This is a genomic window from Streptomyces mirabilis, assembly GCF_039503195.1.
Classification (GTDB): Bacteria; Actinomycetota; Actinomycetes; order Streptomycetales; family Streptomycetaceae; genus Streptomyces; species Streptomyces mirabilis_D.
In genome coordinates, this window is sequence record NZ_JBCJKP010000001.1 from 4101018 (window position 1) to 4119466 (window position 18449).

The 18449-nt window shown below is 72.1% G+C and carries 14 protein-coding genes and 2 pseudogenes; 10 read left to right on the top strand and 6 right to left on the bottom strand.

Annotated features, from left to right (window positions below):
* From AAFF41_RS19085 to AAFF41_RS19100, 4 genes and pseudogenes are all read left to right on the top strand, one after another.
* Nucleotides 1-1013: pseudogene (locus AAFF41_RS19085) on the top strand (carbohydrate ABC transporter permease).
* A gap of 12 nt (nucleotides 1014-1025) precedes the next feature.
* Nucleotides 1026-1934, top strand: a complete 909-nt coding sequence (locus AAFF41_RS19090) for a carbohydrate ABC transporter permease (RefSeq protein WP_319747861.1) — start codon at nucleotides 1026-1028, stop codon at nucleotides 1932-1934.
* Nucleotides 1935-2068: 134 nt separating this feature from the next.
* Nucleotides 2069-3504, top strand: a pseudogene (locus AAFF41_RS19095) (GH1 family beta-glucosidase).
* A 363-nt stretch (nucleotides 3505-3867) separates the two neighbouring features.
* The gene (locus tag AAFF41_RS19100; RefSeq protein WP_319747857.1) at nucleotides 3868-4599 is read left to right on the top strand and encodes a class I SAM-dependent methyltransferase; all 732 of its coding nucleotides are present in this window, start codon (nucleotides 3868-3870) and stop codon (nucleotides 4597-4599) included.
* 16 nt (nucleotides 4600-4615) lie between these two features.
* Here the strand turns inward: AAFF41_RS19100 and AAFF41_RS19105 are convergent, their stop codons facing one another.
* The 3 genes from AAFF41_RS19105 to AAFF41_RS19115 form a co-directional block, all read right to left on the bottom strand.
* Nucleotides 4616-6085: a glycoside hydrolase family 18 protein gene (locus tag AAFF41_RS19105; protein ID WP_319747855.1), complete on the bottom strand. Its 1470-nt coding sequence runs from the start codon at nucleotides 6083-6085 to the stop codon at nucleotides 4616-4618.
* A gap of 156 nt (nucleotides 6086-6241) precedes the next feature.
* Nucleotides 6242-7624 (bottom strand): sensor histidine kinase, encoded by a 1383-nt coding sequence (locus AAFF41_RS19110; protein ID WP_343324291.1) that lies wholly within the window; start codon nucleotides 7622-7624, stop codon nucleotides 6242-6244.
* A complete protein-coding gene (locus AAFF41_RS19115; protein WP_319747852.1) occupies nucleotides 7621-8322 on the bottom strand; it encodes a response regulator transcription factor in 702 nt (233 codons plus the stop codon). Before AAFF41_RS19115 ends, AAFF41_RS19110 begins: the two co-directional genes overlap by 4 nt.
* A gap of 119 nt (nucleotides 8323-8441) precedes the next feature.
* Here AAFF41_RS19115 and AAFF41_RS19120 point away from each other — a divergent pair, with 119 nt between their 5' ends.
* Nucleotides 8442-8963, top strand: a complete 522-nt coding sequence (locus AAFF41_RS19120) for a hypothetical protein (RefSeq protein ID WP_319747850.1) — start codon at nucleotides 8442-8444, stop codon at nucleotides 8961-8963.
* 126 nt (nucleotides 8964-9089) lie between these two features.
* Here the strand turns inward: AAFF41_RS19120 and AAFF41_RS19125 are convergent, their stop codons facing one another.
* Nucleotides 9090-10007, bottom strand: coding sequence for a spermidine synthase (locus tag AAFF41_RS19125; RefSeq protein ID WP_343324293.1), 918 nt, complete (start codon nucleotides 10005-10007; stop codon nucleotides 9090-9092).
* Nucleotides 10008-10081: 74 nt separating this feature from the next.
* Entirely contained in the window at nucleotides 10082-10513 is a 432-nt protein-coding gene (locus AAFF41_RS19130; protein WP_319747846.1) for a hypothetical protein, read from the bottom strand.
* A gap of 368 nt (nucleotides 10514-10881) precedes the next feature.
* Here AAFF41_RS19130 and AAFF41_RS19135 point away from each other — a divergent pair, with 368 nt between their 5' ends.
* The gene (locus tag AAFF41_RS19135; protein WP_487007385.1) at nucleotides 10882-12261 is read left to right on the top strand and encodes an NsdA family TPR-like regulatory protein; all 1380 of its coding nucleotides are present in this window, start codon (nucleotides 10882-10884) and stop codon (nucleotides 12259-12261) included.
* A gap of 21 nt (nucleotides 12262-12282) precedes the next feature.
* Here AAFF41_RS19135 and AAFF41_RS19140 read toward each other — a convergent pair whose 3' ends face one another.
* Complete coding sequence (locus AAFF41_RS19140; protein WP_343324295.1) at nucleotides 12283-12879, bottom strand: histidine phosphatase family protein; 597 nt, start codon at nucleotides 12877-12879, stop codon at nucleotides 12283-12285.
* Between the two features lie 262 nt (nucleotides 12880-13141).
* On the opposite strand from AAFF41_RS19140, the gene AAFF41_RS19145 reads away from it, so the two are divergent.
* Genes AAFF41_RS19145 through AAFF41_RS19160 form a run of 4 tightly spaced genes read left to right on the top strand, consistent with a single transcriptional unit; the run spans nucleotide 13142 to nucleotide 18230 of the window.
* Entirely contained in the window at nucleotides 13142-14140 is a 999-nt protein-coding gene (locus AAFF41_RS19145) for a phosphatase PAP2 family protein (protein WP_319747845.1), read from the top strand.
* A complete protein-coding gene (locus tag AAFF41_RS19150) occupies nucleotides 14091-15425 on the top strand; it encodes a hypothetical protein (protein WP_343326314.1) in 1335 nt (444 codons plus the stop codon). The genes AAFF41_RS19145 and AAFF41_RS19150 overlap by 50 nt, the downstream gene beginning before the upstream one ends.
* On the top strand, nucleotides 15322-16899 hold the full coding sequence (locus AAFF41_RS19155; RefSeq protein ID WP_343326315.1) for a hypothetical protein: 1578 nt from the start codon (nucleotides 15322-15324) through the stop codon (nucleotides 16897-16899). Before AAFF41_RS19150 ends, AAFF41_RS19155 begins: the two co-directional genes overlap by 104 nt.
* A complete protein-coding gene (locus AAFF41_RS19160; protein WP_319747838.1) occupies nucleotides 16896-18230 on the top strand; it encodes an AAA domain-containing protein in 1335 nt (444 codons plus the stop codon). The genes AAFF41_RS19155 and AAFF41_RS19160 overlap by 4 nt, the downstream gene beginning before the upstream one ends.
* Nucleotides 18231-18449: the final 219 nt, after the last annotated feature.

Consider the following 18449-nt stretch of genomic DNA (forward strand, 5'->3'; position numbering starts at 1 on the left):
ATGGCCACCCGGCACGACACCGCCGCGCCCCCCACCGAGGAGGGGGCGCGGCCCCGGGACGTCCGCCCGCCGCCGTACCCGACGAGAAGGAACAGCGGCGCCGCAGCCGGCTGTCCCGCCGCTGGCAGCGGGACATACGGTGGAGCCCGTACGCGTTCGTCTCACCGTTCTTCCTGCTGTTCCTCGCGTTCGGCCTGTTCCCGCTGATCTACACGGGCTGGGCCTCGCTGCACACGGTGGAGCTGACGGCGCCCACCGACATGCAGTGGGCGGGCCTGCGCAACTACACCCGTATCTTCGACGACGACTTCTTCTGGAACGCGGCGAAGAACACCCTGACCATCGGGATCATCTCGACCGTCCCGCAGCTGCTGATGGCGATGGGCCTCGCCCACATCCTCAACTACAAGCTGCGCGGCTCGATCTTCTACCGGGTCATGATGCTCGCGCCGTACGCGACGTCGATCGCTTCCGCCTCGCTGGTGTTCGTGCTGCTGTTCGGCCGTGACTACGGCATGATCAACTGGGCGCTGCACGCCATCGGTTTCGACAAGATCGACTGGCAGAACGACAAGTGGCCCTCGCAGATCGCCGTCTCGACGATCGTCATCTGGCGCTGGACCGGCTACAACGCGTTGATCTACCTGGCGGCGATGCAGGCGATCCCGCAGGACCTGTACGAGTCGGCGGCCCTCGACGGGGCCAACCGCTGGCAGCAGTTCTTCCACGTGACCCTGCCGTCGCTGCGGCCGACGATCCTGTTCACCGTCGTCGTCTCGACCATCGGCGCGAGCCAGGTCTTCGGCGAGCCGCTGCTGTTCGACGCCAACAAGGGCGCCTCCGGCGGCGCCGAGCACCAGTTCCAGACGCTCGGCCTGTACCTCTACGAGCAGGGCTGGGTGAACCAGCACCTGGGTCGCGCCTCCGCGATCGCCTGGACGATGTTCCTGATCCTCATCGTGATCGGGATCGTCAATTACGTCATCTCGCGCCGGCTGCGCGCCAGTAGTTAAGGAGAACCGGCCGTGACGACGACCCTGACGAAACCCCCGGCGGACGCGGTACCCGAACCGCCGAGGCGTCTGCGGCGCTCCAAGTCGGCGCGCGCGGGCGGGCAGATGCACGCGGGACCCCTCGCGTACGTCATCCTCGCGCTGTTCACGATCGGCTCGCTGGGCCCGCTGGTGTGGACCGCGATCGCCGCCTCCCGCGACACCAACCGGCTGGCGCAGACCCCGCCGCCGTTCTGGTTCGGCTCGAACCTCTTCCACAATCTCGACGTCGCCTGGACGGAGGCCAACCTGGGCGAGGCCTTCGTCAACACCACGTTCGTGGCGGGCGTTTCAGCGGTGACGGTGGTCTTCCTGTCGACGCTCGCCGGGTTCGCCTTCGCCAAGCTGCGCTTCAAGGGCCGGGGCGCCCTCATGCTGATCGTCGTCGGCACGATGATGGTGCCGCCGCAGCTCAGCGTGATCCCGCTCTACATGATGGTCGCCAAGCTCGACTGGACGGACCAGCTCCAGGCGGTGATCTTCCCGTCGCTGGTGAGCGCGTTCGGCGTGTTCTTCATGCGGCAGTACCTGATCCAGGCGCTGCCGGACGAACTGATCGAGGCGGCCCGTGTCGACGGCGCGAGCAGCTGGCGGGTGATCTGGCACGTGGTGTTCCCGGCCGCCCGGCCCGCCATGGCGGTGCTCGGCATGCTGGTGTTCGTGCAGACGTGGAACGACTTCCTGTGGCCGTTCCTGGTACTCACCCAGACCGGCAACCCGACCGTGCAGGTCGCGGTCGCGGGCCTCGGCCGCGGTTTCACTCCCGACCAGTCCCTGATCATGGCGGGCGCGTTGCTCGGCACGCTGCCGCTGCTGTTCGTCTTCGCCCTGTTCGGCAAGCAGATCGTCGGCGGCATCATGCAGGGCGCCGTCAAGGGCTGACCTCGTTCGTCGGTGGGAGAAGGGGAGCCGGGCCATTGCCGCCCCGGCCCCTCCTCCCCCTCTTCCCTCCCCCCTCGCCCCTCCCCCTCTTCTTCTTACTGTCGGTCTCCACGACCTCCTATGGGAGCGCTTCCATGCCTGAGTCCGCATCGCCCGTGACCTTTCCCCCGCCTTCCTCTGGGGCGCGGCGACCTCCGCGTACCAGATCGAGGGTGCGGTACGGGAGGACGGCCGTACGCCCTCCATCTGGGACACCTTCAGCCACACGCCCGGCAAGACGGCCGGTGGTGAGACCGGTGACATCGCTGTCGACCACTACCACCGCTACCGAGACGACGTGGCGCTGATGGCGGAGCTGGGCCTGTCCGCGTACCGCTTCTCGGTCTCCTGGTCCCGGGTGCAGCCGACGGGCCGCGGTCCCGCGGTCCAGCGCGGCCTGGACTTCTACCGCAACCTCGTCGACGAGCTGCTCTCGCACGGCATCAAGCCGGCCGTCACCCTCTACCACTGGGACCTCCCGCAGGAGCTGGAGGACGCGGGCGGCTGGCCGGAGCGCGACACGGCGTTTCGTTTCGCCGAGTACGCGCAGATCGTGGGCGAGGCGCTGGGCGACCGTGTGGAGCAGTGGATCACCCTGAACGAGCCGTGGTGCAGCGCGTTCCTGGGCTACGGCTCGGGTGTGCACGCGCCGGGCCGCACGGACGCGGCGGCCTCGCTCAAGGCCGCCCACCACCTGAACCTGGCGCACGGCCTGGGCACCACCGCGCTGAGGTCCGCGATGCCGGCCCGCAACACGGTCGCGGTCAGCCTGAACTCGTCGGTGGTCAGGCCCCTTTCCCTGTCCCCGGCGGACCTGGCGGCGGTCCGGCGCATCGACAACCTGGCCAACGGCGTCTTCCACGGCCCGATGCTGCACGGCGCCTACCCGGAGGGCCTGTTCGCGGAGACCTCCTCGATCACGGACTGGTCGTACGTCCTGGACGGCGACCTCGCGGTGATCAAGCAGCCGCTCGACGCGCTCGGTCTGAACTACTACACCCCGGCGCTGGTGTCGGCGGCGGAGAAGTCGGCGGACGGGCCCCGCGCGGACGGGCACGGGGCGAGTGCGTACTCGCCGTGGCCGGGTGCGGACGATGTCGCGTTCCACCAGACCCCCGGCGAGCGTACGGAGATGGGCTGGACGATCGACCCGACCGGCCTGCACGACCTGATCATGCGCTACTCGCGGGAGGCCCCGGGTGTGCCGCTGTACATCACGGAGAACGGCGCGGCCTACGACGACAAGCCGGACCCGGAGGGCCGCGTCCACGACCCCGAGCGCATCGCGTACCTGCACGGCCATCTGGCGGCGGTGCGCGGCGCGATCGCCGACGGCGCGGACGTGCGGGGCTACTACCTCTGGTCCCTGATGGACAACTTCGAGTGGGCGTACGGCTACGACAAGCGGTTCGGGGCGGTGTACGTCGACTACGCGACCCTGGCCCGTACGCCCAAGTCCAGCGCGCACTGGTACGGGCAGGTGGCGCGGACGGGTTCGCTGCCGCCGGCGGCGCCGGCCGGCGCCGAGTAGGTCACTCGGCCCTGGGGCGAACAGGTCACTCGGCCCTGGGGCCACGCGGCTCTGGGGCGAGCAGGCCACAGAGTCCTTCTGTCCGGGGGAAGCGGAGGAGGGGGCGCGGCACCTGGGGGGTGCCGCGCCCCCGACGCGGTCGGGTCCGCTTCTTCCCGGAAAGCGGCCTCGGCGCCTTCGGGAATGCACCCGGCACGCCTGCCGAAGGGGGCCTGGGCGACCGTGCGGCGCACCTCCGGCGGGATGGGTGCGGCTGCCGTCCCGGGTCCCGCAAAACCCCTTCACGCCTCTCACGGAAAACGCCCTGACCTGGCCTTTCGTGGCCTTCGGGCCTACCGTTCCCTCATCCTGGAAGGGGACCGTATGGACCGGAACATACGCACCGTCGACGATGTGCTGAAGCTGCTGGACGGCCTGTTCGCGCCGGGGGCCGATCGGTGGACGGCGGGTGGCGCCGCCTGGTGGGACGGCTTCTACGCCGACCGCTCCAAGCCCGTACCGTTCTTCGTCGCGAAGCCGGACGAGAGCCTGGTCGGATACCTCGACAAGAACCTGATCACCCCGGGCCGCGCCCTCGATCTGGGCTGCGGGCCGGGGCGCAACGCCCTTCATCTGGCCGCCGCGGGCTTCCAGGTGGACGCGGTCGACCTCTCCCCGACGGCCATCGCCTGGGCACAGGACCGCGCGCGCGAGGCCGGGGCCGAGATCCGCTTCCACTGCGGTGACGCGTTCGCGCTCACCGACCGCGGCTGGGGCGGCCCGTACGACCTCGTCCACGACTCGGGCTGCTTCCACCATCTGCCGCCGCACCGCCGCATCAGCTACCTCGCCCTGCTCGACCGCGTCCTCGCCCCGGGCGGCCACCTCGCCCTCACCTGCTTCGCCGCCGGCGCGATGGGTTCCGAACTCCCCGACGAGGCCTTCTACCGGCAGTCCGCACTGCACGGCGGACTCGCCTACACACCGGAGTCCCTGCGCTGGGTCTTCGCCGACCTGACCGAGGTCGAACTGCGCCGCATGCGCGACGAGCCGCCCGAGTCCGGGCTCTTCGGTGAGCCCTTCCTCTGGACGGCCCTGTTCCGCCGCGACGGGTGACCCCTGGCGGGGTCGGCTACTTGTACGCGCCGAACGCCTTCGAGAACGCGCCCGCGTCCTGCACGATCGAGCTGCAGGTCGCGTCGGCGGAGTTCTTCGCACCGCCCGGGCACTGCTTGTCGCGGGTGGCGGACCACATGGAGAGCCAGCCGAGGCCCTTCGACTGGGCGAAGGCGACCAGTTGGGTCGCGTCGTCGACCTTGAAGGTCTCGGCGGCGACGTCGTTGACCCCGATCATCGGGGTGATGGCGACGGACTTCCACGCCGCGCTGTCCGACAGTCCGAGGACACTCTTCACCTGGGCCTGGGTGGCGGTGGCGGCCTGCTCGGCGTAGGTGCCCATGTCACCGTTGTAGGAGGGGCCGTAGTCCATCGCCATGATGTTGACCGCGGAGATCTTCACGCCGTTCGACTTGGCGTTGGACAGCAGGTTCACGCCGTCCTGGGTCAGGCCCTCGGGCATGACCGGGAGGGTGAAGGACACGTCCAGGTTCGGGTGTTGCTGCTGGAGCTTCGCGATCGCCTTCGCCCGGTTCGCGTTCGCGGTCGTGTTCGGCAGCGCGCCGCCCTCGACGTCGAAGTCGACCTTGGTCAGGTTGTACGCGTCCACGGCCTTCCCGTACGCCGCCGCCAGCGCGTCCGCCGACGAGCAGGTCGTCGCCAGCTCCGAGCCCGAGGCGCCGCCGAAGGACACCCGGACGTCGCCGCCCTTCGCCCGCAGCGCGCCGATCTGCGACGCCACGCCGTCGCTGGCGAGGTCGGTCACCCCGCCCCACTTCGGCGTACAGCCGCCGCCGTCGGTGATGAAGGCCAGGTTGTAGTCCTTCACGCCGGTGGCCGTGGCGCTGCCGACCAGGTCGAAGGCCGGGTAGAGGGAGGTGTCGACGTACGGCGCGAAGCCCGCGCCGGTCGTCGTGCCACTGCCGGTGGTCTGCGAGGCGGAGGGAGTGGGGGTGGACGTGGGGGTCGGGGTCGACGTGGGGGGCCGGGTGGCGGTGGGTGTCGGGGTCGGGGTCGGCGACTGGGTCGGGCGGCCGCTCGGCTCCGGCGTCGCGCCGTCGTCCACGGAGCACTTGGCGCCGTCGATGACACAGCCCTTCGGGTCCGCGGTGCCGTTGACGACGAAGCCGACGGTGACCGACTCGCCGGCCGCCAGCCCGTCCTTGTCCCAGGACGGCGGTTTGACGGTGACGTGCTGCCCGCTCACCGTCGACGTTCCGTTCCACAGCGAGCTGAGCCCGGCGCCCGACGGCAGGTCGAACTCCAGCGTCCAGTCCCCCTTCGCCTGGCCGGTGTCGTTGGTGATGACGTACTGCGCGGTGTAACCCGTCGACCAGTCACTGGTCTTGGTGTACGCGGCACCGACGCCGGCCGCCAGCGCGGTCCCGGAGAACAGGAAGGCGCCACCACCGACCACGGCCGCGGCGACGATCCCGCCTATCGCCTTGTTCCTGCCACTGACCTTGCGCCGGTGCGTAGTGCTCATCGCGTGTGCCTGCCTTCGCCGTTCACGGGGGTGGGGTGCGGCAGCACGCTAGCGATCCGAAACCAGGCAAAACGCCCGATCGGGACACCCGTTGGCGATCTTATGGTGCGCTTAAGGAAGGCATCGGGGACGGTTAAAGGTAGAGACCAATTCGCTTCACACCCGGCTCGCGCCCACGCCCCGCCTACGACGCCGCACGGACCCCCGGTGCCCGCGCCGCACCGGAGCCCGCCCGTCCAGCTGGATCCATATGCGCACCTCGGTGCCGCCCAGCACCGACGAACCGATCCGCACGTCCCCGCCCGTCGACTCCGCGAGCCGGCGCACGATGTCCAGCCCGAGGCCGGTCGAACCGTCGCTACCGGAACCCTTCCCTCGCGCCATCGCCGCCTCCGGGTCCACGATGCCGGGTCCCGCGTCCGACACCAGCACGATCACCGCGTCCTCGCCGTTGTGCACGTCGACGGCGAAGGCCGTGCCCTCGGGGGTGTGCCGGAACACGTTCCCGAGGAGTGCGTCGAGCGCGGCGACGAGGTCGGCCCGTGCGACGGGTATCCGTACGGGACGGTCCACTCCCGCGAGCCGCACCTTGCGCCCCTCGTCCTCGGCGAGCGCCGACCAGAAGTCCATCCGCTCGCGGACGACCTCGGACGCGTCGCACCCGGCGCCGATGCCTATCGCCGCCGTCCGCGGCTTGGCCTCCCGGGCCGTCCGGATGATCGTGTCGACCTCCCGCTCCAACTGCGCCACCGCCTCCCGCGTCTGCTCGGCGGCCGGCCCGTCACCGAGCGAGGCCGTGTTGAGGCGCAGCACGGTCAGCGGGGTGCGCAGGCGGTGCGAGAGATCGGCGGCCAGCTCCCGCTCGTTCGCCAGGAGTTGTACGACCTGGTCCGCCATCGAGTTGAACGCCACCGCCGCCAGCCGCAGTTCGTTCGGCCCCTCCTCGGGCACCCTCGCGCCGAGCTTCCCCTCCCCCAGCTCGTGCGCGCCCTCGACCAGCCGCTGGGCCGGCTGCACCATGCGTACTCCCAGCCGGTCGGCGACCGCGACCGAGCCGATGATGAGCGCGATCCCGACCGCGGCGAGCACCGCCCAGGCGGTGCCGACGCCGTTGCTGACCTCGGACTCGGGGACGTACACCTCGACGACCGCGATCTCGCCGGAGCTCAGCGCGGTGGGCTGGAGCAGGGTGGAGCCGCCGGGGACCTCGGTGGTGGAGGCCCGGCCGATGCTGCGTGTGGTCGCGATGTCCTTGGCGGCGGCGCGCTGCCGTCCGATGTCGACCGCCTTGGCGCCGTCGCTCGCCGGTATGTGCACGGCCATCCCGTCGTCCGAGCCGGCGGAGGCGACGACCCGCTCCAACTGGTCCCGGTCGGTGGTGATGGACAGCGCCGGCGCGATGGCCGCGGCCTGCCGCTCGGCGTTCGAGAAGGCGCGGTCCCTGGCCATCTCCTTGATGACGAGCCCCAGGGGGACCGCGAAGGCCACCACGACCATCGTGGTCACCGCCACGCACACCTTGACCAGTGCCCACCTCATCGCGGCGGCTCCAAGCCCGGTGGTTCCAGCTTCACGCCGACCCCGCGGAGCGTGTGCAGATAGCGCGGCCTCGCCGCCGTCTCGCCCAGTTTCCTGCGCAGCCACGACAGATGGACGTCTATGGTCTGGTCGTCCCCGTACGACTGCTGCCACACCTCGGCGAGCAGTTCCTTGCGCGCGACGACGACACCGGGCCGCCCGGCGAGAAACGCGAGCAGGTCGAACTCGCGCCGGGTGAGGTCCAGTCGGGCGCCGTCCAGCTCGGCCTGGCGGCGCAGCGGATCGATGGACAGGCCGCCGACCCGGATGACCGGCGAGGCGGGGGTGTCCCCCGTCGCCCGGGAGCGGCGCAGGACGGCGGCCATCCGCGCGGACAGGTGCTCGACCGAGAACGGCTTGGTCAGATAGTCGTCCGCCCCGTCGTTCAGCAGGCGGACGATCTCCGTCTCGTCGTCCCGCGCGGTGGCGATGATCACCGGGACGTCGGTGATACCGCGCAGCATCTTCAGCGCCTCGGCCCCGTCCAGATCGGGCAGTCCGAGGTCCAGGATGACGACGTCGAAGGAGAAATGGGCAACCTCGCGCAGCGCCTCGAGGGCGGTGCCGACACTGCGCACCGTGTGCGCGGCTTCGGTCAGATGCCGGATGAGAGCGCTGCGTACGAACTGGTCGTCCTCGACCACGAGCACACTTGCCATGCGCCGCACCGTACGCCATCTGTGCGATGCCGGTCCGGTGCCTGTGGACAACTCGGGTCGCCGTCCTGTCCCGAGACACGGGAGACACCCATGGGGCGCGTGAGGCAGTATGACTGGCGATGCTCAGAGGATTCGTACACGTACTGGCTTGGTCGCTCGCCACGGGCGCGGCGGTCACGCTGTCGTGGTGGGGCGTCCACACGGTCATGACGGGGACGGCCTACGATCCGCCGCGCGCGCTGCCCATCATGGTGGGCGGGGCGACGACGCAGGAGGCCAAGGCGCTTGCCTCGTCGACGAGTCGGCCCTCGACGAGTCCCTCCGCCTCGAAGCCGACGGCGAGTCCGCGGCCGAGCGCGACGCCGGCCGCCTCGACGTCGCCCTCCGCCGGCCCGAGTCCGAGCGCCTCCGGACCGGCGGGGCAGGTCAAGAGTTACGACACCGCCGGGGGGCGGGCCGTCTTCGATCTCGGCACGACCTCCGCGACGCTCGTCTCGGCGACGCCGGGTTCGGGGTGGTCGATGCAGGTGTGGAAGACGGAGTCGTGGATTCGGGTGGAGTTCACTTCGGGGGCGGATCGGGTGTCGGTGTTCTGTACGTGGCACGACGGACCGCCGCGGGTGGAGATCGGCACGTATTAGCTGCGCGGGCTTTAGCTGCGCGGGCTTTAGCTGCGCGGGCTTTAGCTGCGCGGGCTTTGCGGGTCGGGTGCGGGTGGGTCGTGGCTGGGCGCGCAGTTCCCCGCGCCCCTTTGGGGCGCGTCACACTCACCGGAACACGGAAGCCGGCGGGGCCGGGGATGCCACCGCCTCCGCGTCCAGGACCGGCAGTGCTCCTCCGGTGAAGTCGGTGAGCTGTCTGCCGTGTTCGAGTCTCGCCGGGTGGGGGTCCGAGGCGGCGCGGCGGGTCAGTTCGGCCAGGGGCAGGGGATGGCCGGAGGCCACGAGGACGGCGTTGCCGAAGCGTTTGCCGCGCAGGACCGTGGGGTCGGCGATGAGGGCGAGCTCGGGGAAGACGGTGGCGGCCGTGGCGATCTGGCCGCGCAGGTGGGCCAGTGGGGGGCCGTCGGCGAGGTTGGCGGCGTACAGGCCACCGGGTTTGACGGTTCTGCGAACGTCGGTGAGGAACTCGACCGAGGTGAGGTGTGCGGGGGTGCGGGCACCGCTGAACACGTCCGCTATCACCAGGTCCGCCCAGCCGTCGGGGACCTTGGCGAGGCCTTCGCGGGCGTCCAGGGAGCGCACGCGGATGCGGGCGTTCGGGTCCAGGGGGAGTTCGCGGCGGACCAGTTGGACGAGCGCTGCGTCGCGTTCGACGACCTGCTGGGTGGAGCGGGGGCGGGTCGCGGCGGTGTAGCGGGCGAGGGTGAGGGCGCCGCCGCCTAGGTGGACGGCGTGCACGGGCTTGCCGGGCGGGGCCACGAGGTCGATGACATGGCCGAGGCGGCGCTGGTACTCGAAGCTCAGATGGGCGGGGTCGTCGAGGTCGACGTGGGACTGGGGTGCGCCGTCGATGAGGAGGGTCCAGGCGCGCGGGCGGTCCCGGTCGGGTATCAGCTCGGCGAGGCCGCCCTCGACCGTCTCGACGACGGCGTCGGCCGACGCCTGCCCGCGGCGCGAACCGCGCGACGCGTCACGTGCCGCGCCCCGCGCGTCGTCGGACCGCTTGTTCCTCGACCTTCCCATCCTGCCATTATCAGGGCGTACAGGGAGGTCGGCGCAGCGGCAACCCGTGGGGGCGCCGCCCGGTGTTTCCGGTGTCAGCTGCAGTTGTCCGCGGCCTCGATCAGCCGGGCCGCCTCGCCCAGCGCCGCCCGCAGCACGGCCGGGTCGGTCGCGAGGTCCGCGGTGCCGGGCGGCAGCAGCCAGTCCGAGCCCTCGACCGGGGGCTCGGGTGCCACCAGGCTGAGGCCTCGGCCGTTGGTCTGGGTGCAGGTGCTGCCCGGCATGTCCCAGGCGTCCGCGGTGCCGGGCGGCACCAGGAAGCCGAGGGTGTCGCAGCCGTCGTCGAGCAGGACGGGCCCGACGGAGTCGCAGGCGCCGCGGCGCAGGATGTCGACCGCCTCCAGCCCCTGGCGTGCCGGAACGGTCACGAGGTCGCAGTCGGCGACCGGCTCCGGTGGGGCGTCGCACTCGGGAGACGGCCGGTGCTCGGCGGTCGACAGCGGCGTACGAAACTCGGTGCTCTCCATCCCGGCCTCCAACGCGGAACCCCTCCTCCTGCACGAGTGGGTCGGGAGTTCGGGTGCGCTCCCGGTCCACCGGGTTCAACGCGTCAGAACGTCAACGGCTACGGCACAACACAGCCGCAAAGGATGGCAGTTCATGGCAGATCGTGGATGAGATATCCGTTTTGTAGCTAAACCCAGCGTGGCGACACCGTCACAGCAGGTACGTTCTTGCTCCGCCGGGACAAGGCGGCACACGTCGCAACACGGACAACTCGTCTTGAGTCCGGCATGGTTCGACGGTTCGCAAGAGAGGGCCCGGCCATGACGTCGTCAGCGTTGACCTCGTCCCAGTCCCCCGGCCACCACGGCCGAATCTCGCCTTCCGGCGGCTGCGCGGACAGCGCTCGCCGGGCGAGTTCGCCGCGGCGGTACGGAGGGCCGCGCGCGAGATCGGAGAGCTGGTCAGCTGTGACGCGCGCTACATCGGGCGGGTCGAGGCAGGCGAGATCCGCTGCCCCAACTACGCGTACGAACGGGTGTTCCTGCACATGTTCCCCGGCCGCACGCTGACCGACCTGGGCTTCTCGCCCCGCTCGTCCGTACGCGGCCGAGGGGCGCGCGGCACGGACGAGGCGCCCCCTCCCCACACCACGAGCCCGACGTACGCCACCGGTGAGACGGAGGAGACGCACGAGACGTATGACACGCAGGACCCGTATGACACGCACGAGAACCACGAGGAGAGCGACGTGCAACGTCGCGCATTCATGACGGGAGGCACCGCCACCGTGGCGGCGGCCTCACTGGGCCCCTTCGGGGTCACCTTCGGCGCTCCGGCCGCGGCCGCGGACCGTCGTGTCCACCGGGTGGGGACGTCCGAGGCGGGCGCCCTCGAAGAGGCCGTCCGCCGGATCCGGCTGCTCGACGACCGGCACGGGGCCGACGGCCTCTACCGGCGGGCCGCGGCGCCGCTGCGCACGGCCTACGAACTGCTCGACGCGGGCACCACCCGGCAGACCACCGCCGACCGGCTGTACGCGGGGGCGGGCGAACTGGCGATCTCGGTGGGCTGGTTGGCACACGACTCCGGGCGCTTCGAAGACGCGCGCTCGCACTACGCCGAGGCGCTGGCGACCGCCCGGATGTCCGGCGACCCGGCCCTGGAGGCACACGCCTTCTGCAACACGGCGTTCCTGGCACGCGACGCGGGGCGCCCGCGCGAGGCGGTGCGCGCGGCGCAGGCGGCGCAGCGCGCGGCACGCCCGCTCGGCTCCCCGCGGCTGCTCTCGCTGCTCTCGCTGCGCGAGGCGGGCGGCTGGGCCGGACTCGCCGACCGACCGGGGTGCGAGCAGGCGCTCGCCCGCGCGCAGACGCTCTTCGAACGCGGCCCCTCCGAGACCGATCCCGAGTGGATGACCTTCTACGGAGAGGCCGAACTGGAGGGTCTGGAGGCGCAGTGCTGGTCGACGCTGGGCGACTGGACCCGCGCGGCCCGGCACGCCCGGCGCGCCGCGCACCTCCAGGACCCGCACTTCACCCGCAACATCGCCCTCTACACGGCCGAACTCGCCGACGACCTCGCGCGCGGCGGCCGACCCGACGAGGCCGCCCTCGCGGGGCTGCGCGTCCTCGACCTGCTGGGCGAGGTCCAGTCGTCGCGCATCCAGACCATGTTGGCGGGCACCGCACGCGTACTGCTGCCGCACCGCCGGGCGTCGGGTGTGTCGGCGTTCCTCGAGCGCCACGCGAGTCTGCCGCGCATCGCGTGACCCCGGCCGCCGGCCCGGTGCCTAGGCGGTCAGGTGCCCGCAGTCGTTCCACGCCTCGATCGCGGGCTCTCCGTAGGCCCAGCCGAGCACCGACAGCGAGGTCGGGTTGAGGCGGATCCGGGCCGCGAAGTCGAGCGGGAGGCCGAGCCAGCGGGCGCCGATCGAGCGCAGGATGTGCCCATGCGCGAAGACCAGCACATCCCGGTCCTCCGCGCGGGCCCAGGCGACGACCTCGTCGGCGCGCGCGGTGACCTGCTCCAGGGTCTCCCCCTCGGGCACGCCGTCGCGCCAGATGAACCAGCCCGGGCGCACCGCCTGGATCTCGGCCGGGGTCATGCCCTCGTACGCGCCGTAGTCCCACTCCATGAGCGTGTCCCAGGTGGTGGCACGCTCGCCGAAGCCGGCCAGTTCGCACGTCTCACGCGCGCGTGCGAGCGGACTGCTGCGCACCTCGACCCCCGAGAGCCCGTCGAAGGGCGCCCGGTGCAGTCGCTCCCCCAGCACCTTGGCGCCGCGTCGGCCCTCTTCCAGGAGCGGGATGTCGGTCCTGCCGGTGTGCTTGCCGGACAGTGACCACTCCGTCTGGCCGTGCCGGGCCAGCAGGATGCGCGGTGCCATGGAGAGAAGCCTTTCCGGTGCGCGTGGAGGACGTGCGGGACGAGGAGGAGACGCGGACCTGAGAGTTGGGTCGTTCCATCATGTCTCACCCCCGCGTCGGGCAACCCGGCGGGCGATCTCTGCGTCTTTGACGACCAGGGGGCGCCTCCTTGAGCCGTTCACATACACCGTAAAATCGGATGGCCGCGTCACCGGAGCGCAATCGGCTGGTCACGTGAGCAACAACCACAGGTCACGCAAGCAGATGGGGGAGGGCGATCGGATGCCGCAGACCGATGCACGGCGAACCGAGGCGGCACCGCGCGCCCGGCTCCGCCGGTGGACCGAGCTGCGCACCGCCGCATCGCCCACCCGGCTGCGCTGGTGGACCGAGCTGCCGCTGCTCGTGATGGTGTACGCGTCGTACTCGGCGGGTCGGCTCCTCGCCCGTGGCGACACCGACGACGCCGTCGACCACGGCCTCGAGATCCTGCGCGTCGAGAAGACCCTCCACCTCAACGCCGAGCACCCGCTGAACCGGTTGTTCACCCGCGAGGCCTGGCTCGGCGTCCCCGCCGACTTCTGGTACGCGTCGCTGCACTATCTGGTGACGCCCGCGATCCTGATCTGGCTCTTCCGCTCCCGGGCCGTGCGCTACCGCGCCGCCCGCACCTGGCTGATGACATCCACGCTGATCGGGTTGATCGGCTTCACGCTGATGCCGACCTGCCCGCCCCGGCTGCTCTCCGCGGGCCACGGCTTCGTCGACACGATGGCCCAGTACAGCTCGTACGGCTGGTGGGGCGGCGAGGCGAGCGCGCCGCGCGGCCTCGGCGGCATGACCAACCAGTACGCGGCGATGCCCAGCCTGCACGTGGGCTGGTCGCTGTGGTGCGGAGTGATGCTGTGGCGCTACGGCCGCACACCCGTCGTCCGGCTCGCGGGCATCGCCTATCCGCTGCTGACCACGATCGTCGTGATGGGCACCGCCAACCACTACTTCCTCGACGCGGCGGCGGGCGCCACGGTGATGGGGATCGGGCTGCTGCTGACCCCGTACGTGATGCGGCTCGCGGACCGCGTGCGGGGGCTGCTCAGTGCCCGCGTCCCGCGGCTCGCGGGCGCCTCGCCCGGCGCACGTTCCTCAATTGTCAGTGGCGGATGCCAGACTTCCGCGGGTGAGCGAATTCCCCGACAGCGCGAGTCCCGAACCGGGCCCGAAGCCGAGCCGGGTGCCTCCCCCAAGGACGCCGGGGAAGGTGCTACGGCAGCGGCTCGCTGAGCTGCGCGGTCCCGCCGTACCGCCGAAGGCGCTGGACGCGCGGGCCCTCGCGGCGCTCGCCGCGAACCCGGGGTGCGACCGGCGCGCCCTGCTGGACGGCGCGGGCGTCGACAAGGCGCAGCTGGCGGACGCGCTGGGCTCGCCGTCCGCCTTCGGCCAGTCCCAGTTCGCCTTCATGCGGGGGAACGCGTTCGAGGCGCGGGTCAAGGCCGACGGCGGCGCGGAGCTGCTGCGGCTGGTGCACGAGAAGCTGGACCCGGGTGCCGAGCCGCCCGCCGCCGGTGTCGTCCCCGACCTGAGCGCGGTCGGCCCCGAGGGGCGCGCGGCCCGTACGGCGCTCGCCCTGCGCGAGGCCACCACGGCCGCCGCCTGGACCCTGCTCGACCACCCCATGCTCGCCCTCGACGTCGCGGGCTCCCCCGCCTTCCTCGAGCCGGACGCCGTCGTCGTCCACCCCGACGGAAGCTGGACGGTCGTCGAGATCAAGTCCTTCCCGATGCTGGACGGCTCCGCGGACCCGGCGAAGGTGGGCGCCGCCGCCCGCCAGTCCGCGGTCTACGTGCTCGCCCTGGAGGAGGTGGCCGCGCGCCTCGGGGCGGGGCCAAAGGGGCGTGGCGCCGAGGAGGGCGGCACCGTCCCCGACGTCCGCCACCGGGTCCTGCTGGTCTGCCCCAAGGACTTCTCCAACCTGCCCACCGCGTCCGCCGTCGACATCCGCAAGCAGCGCGCGGTCACCCGCCGCCAGCTGGCCCGCCTCACCCGCGTCGAGGACATCGCGGACACCCTCCCCGAGGGCACCTGCTTCGCCCCCGGCCTCCCGGCCGCCGACCTGACGACCGCCGTCGAGTCCGTCCCCGCGACGTACGCCCCCGAGTGCCTGGCCGCCTGCGAGCTCGCCTTCCACTGCCGCGACCGCTCCCGCGCCGAAGGCGTGGTGACGGCCCTGGGGCGGTCGCTCCGCTCCGAACTGGGCGGACTGACGACGATCGGTGAGGTCCTGGCGGCGGCCCACGGCGCGGCCGGGGACCCCGACGATCCGGCGGTCGTGGCCCTGCGCAGGGCCGCGGCGCTGCGGTCGGAGGCCCTGCGGGGGCGCGCGACGCCTCCCCCGGCCGGCCGGAGCCGGCCGGCGAAGCCCTCCCGGAGGTGGCCCCTTGTCGCTGATCGCCACCCTCGCCCGGCTGGAGGCCGTCGAGAGCGGGCGGGCCCAGCCCCTCGCCACCGTGCGGCACCGGCATCTGACCGAGCGGCCCCTGGTGTTCGTACCGCTGACCACCGCAGGTGAGGCCGGGGCCCCGCTCGGAGCGTTGGTGGGCACGGACCGGGACGCGCCCCGCCTGCTGGTCGTGCCCCAGCCCCGGGACCGGGACCTGCGGTTCGCGTTCCTGGCGGAGCTGGCCGATGTCGTACTGCCGTATGTGGACACGTACGCGGACGTCGTGGAGGCGGCCGAGCGCAGCGAGACCGATCCCGAGACCGGCAAGCGCGTCAAGGTCGAGGTCGAACTGTGCGCGGACGCCCCGCAGCTGATCGTGCCGAGCCGCGCGGGTGTGGAGTTCGTGCGGCTCCTCGGCCGCTCCACGCGGTTTCGGCGCACCGCGGAGCAGGAGCCGGAGGCACCCCATCCGGCGCCGCCCCGGGTGCCGTTGCTCGGGCGGTGGCTGACGCACTTCGGGGAGCGGGCCCGGGTGCCCGGCTCCGCCCTGCTGCTCGCCCTCACCGACGTACTGTCCCGGCACTGGGCGACCGGCCAGAGCAGCCTGGAGGACCAGCACCTGGGGGCGCTGCTCGCCTGGATCGACCCCCCGGAGGGTGCGTCGGGCGCGGCGGGCGCGCTGCGGGCCGAGTTGTGGCGGGATGCCCGGGGACAGCTCGTGTGCCCGCCCGCGGGCCCGGCCACCGACCCCGCCTTCGACAACAAGCTGCTCGCTCCCGCCATCGAGCGCCACGACCGCGCGCGGACCGCCCTCGCCGCCGCCGAGGACGGCGTGGAGGCGGACGACCGACTCGGTGAACTCACCGCCGCCGAGCGGGAGATCCGCGCTCTCGTCGAGCAGGTCACCCGGCCCACCTGGGACGCGGTGTGGCGCGGCCTCGACCTGCTGCGGACGCTACCCGAGGGCACCCACGCGGCCGACCGGTGGACCCGCGACCGCTGGTCGTTCACCGGCCACCGCGACCGGATCACCGCGGGCGAGCCGCCGCAGCCACGCCGTGACGACGCGGTCACCGCGGCGAACAAGCTGGCCACGCGCGAGCGCGAACAGGCCCGCCTGGACGCGCAGGAAGCCCTGGACGATCCGCTGGTCATGGCCGGGCGGCGGCTGGTCGGGGAGGCCTTCGCGGGTGAGGTCACGGACGTCGTCATGGCGTACAGCGAGAGCAAGCGGCCGAGCCCCCGTCCCCTGGTGACCGTGCGCACGGACGACCGGCCGCACCTCGGGGAGCGGACGAAGGTGTACCGGTCGCTGGGCGGGAAGCCGCAGGCGGCCGAGTTCGTCGGGTACGAGGAGTCGTCGGAGGGCGACGGACTGGTGGTCCTGCGGATCGTCGACAAGATGGGGCGCGGCAAGGAACCCGAGACCGGGTCCGTGCCGGAGAAGGGGGACCTCCTCTGCTTCACGCTCTTCGAGCACGAGCAGCGGGGCGGCGCGAAGCTGCCCGACCCGGAGGACACCCCGTGGACGCACGGCGGACCGCCGGGCGAGCCCGACGCGGTACCGCAGCCGGACCCGGTGACCGAGGAGGACATCCTGTGACCACGGTCTTCGATCCCGCAGCCGCGGCCGGCCGCGCCACCGACGCGATCCTGGACGACACCCTGCGCGGCACGCACCGCGGTGTCGTGGTCGACTCGCCCCCGGGTGCCGGGAAATCCACCCTCGTCGTCCGCGCGGCGCTCGAACTCGCCTCCGCGGGACGCCCGTTGATGGTCATCGCGCAGACCAACGCCCAGGTCGACGACCTGGTGCTGCGACTCGCCGAGAAGAACGGGGAGCTGCCGGTGGGGCGCTTGCACAGCAGCGATCCCGACCCCTATGACAAGGCTCTGGACGACCTGCCGAACGTACGCAAGTCCACCAAGGCCGGCGATCTGGCCGGCCTGGACGTGGTCATCTCGACCGCCGCCAAGTGGGCCCACGTCAAGGGGGTCGAGCCGTGGCGGCACGCGATCGTCGACGAGGCCTACCAGATGCGGTCGGACGCGCTGCTGGCCGTGGCGGGGCTCTTCGAGCAGGCGCTGTTCGTGGGCGACCCCGGGCAGTTGGACCCCTTCGCGATCGTCGGCTCGGAGCAGTGGGCGGGACTGTCGTACGACCCGTCGGCGTCCGCGGTGACGACACTGCTGGCCCACAACCCCGAACTGCCGCAGCACCGCCTCCCGGTGTCCTGGCGGCTGCCGGCCTCCGCGGCGCCGCTCGTCTCGAACGCGTTCTACCCGTACACGCCGTTCCGCAGCGGTACCAGCCATGGTGACCGGCGGCTGAAGTTCGCTGTGGCGTCGGACGGTTCGGGTCCCGACCGGGTCATCGACGAGGCGGCGGAGGCCGGTTGGGGGCTGCTGGAGCTGCCGGCCCGGCACACGCCGCGTACGGACCCGGAGGCGGTACGGGCGGTGGCCCAGGTCGTACGACGGCTGCTGGACCGGGGCGGCGCGGCCACCTCGGAGCGGGCGGACGAACCGCTGCCGCTGACCGCCGACCGGATCGCCGTCGGCACGGCGCACCGGGACCAGGCGGCGGCCGTACGGGCGGCGCTCGCCGACCTCGGGGTCGCGGACGTCACCGTCGACACGGCGAATCGGCTTCAGGGGCGGGAGTTCGACGTCACCGTGGTGCTGCATCCGCTGTCCGGGCGCCCCGACGCGACCGCGTTCCACCTGGAGACGGGGCGGCTGTGCGTTCTCGCCTCGCGGCATCGGCACGCGTGCATCGTGGTGTGCCGGGCGGGGGTGACGGAACTGCTGGACGACCACCCGTCGACGGAGCCGGTGCAGCTGGGGGTCACGGTGAAGTTTCCGGACGGCTGGGAGGCAATGATGTCCACATGGGACCACTGGTCCGAGCACCGGGTGGCCTGGCGCCCCTGACCGTCTCTCCGGCACCTGCCCGTCAGGCGATCAGCACGGCGCCGCCCGATCCGCCGGACGGAGCTGTGGCAACCGTAGATCCGTCCATGGATTCATGGCGGATCCCTAGGTGGCGGCCGTGGGCCCGGATGGCACGGTGGTACGGGTCCGGTCACACGGGCCTACTTGCGCGGACGGGGGAGAATGGACGTTGGCCCACCCACGAAGCGGGCCCCTGAA

Coding starts and splice junctions, on each gene's coding strand:
- AAFF41_RS19100 (WP_319747857.1), top strand. CDS start 3,868: ATGGACCGGAACATACGCACCGTCGACGATGTGCTGAAGCTGCTGGAC.
- AAFF41_RS19105 (WP_319747855.1), bottom strand. CDS start 6,085: ATGAGCACTACGCACCGGCGCAAGGTCAGTGGCAGGAACAAGGCGATA.
- AAFF41_RS19110 (WP_343324291.1), bottom strand. CDS start 7,624: ATGAGGTGGGCACTGGTCAAGGTGTGCGTGGCGGTGACCACGATGGTC.
- AAFF41_RS19115 (WP_319747852.1), bottom strand. CDS start 8,322: ATGGCAAGTGTGCTCGTGGTCGAGGACGACCAGTTCGTACGCAGCGCT.
- AAFF41_RS19120 (WP_319747850.1), top strand. CDS start 8,442: ATGCTCAGAGGATTCGTACACGTACTGGCTTGGTCGCTCGCCACGGGC.
- AAFF41_RS19125 (WP_343324293.1), bottom strand. CDS start 10,007: ATGGGAAGGTCGAGGAACAAGCGGTCCGACGACGCGCGGGGCGCGGCA.
- AAFF41_RS19130 (WP_319747846.1), bottom strand. CDS start 10,513: ATGGAGAGCACCGAGTTTCGTACGCCGCTGTCGACCGCCGAGCACCGG.
- AAFF41_RS19140 (WP_343324295.1), bottom strand. CDS start 12,879: ATGGCACCGCGCATCCTGCTGGCCCGGCACGGCCAGACGGAGTGGTCA.
- AAFF41_RS19145 (WP_319747845.1), top strand. CDS start 13,142: ATGCCGCAGACCGATGCACGGCGAACCGAGGCGGCACCGCGCGCCCGG.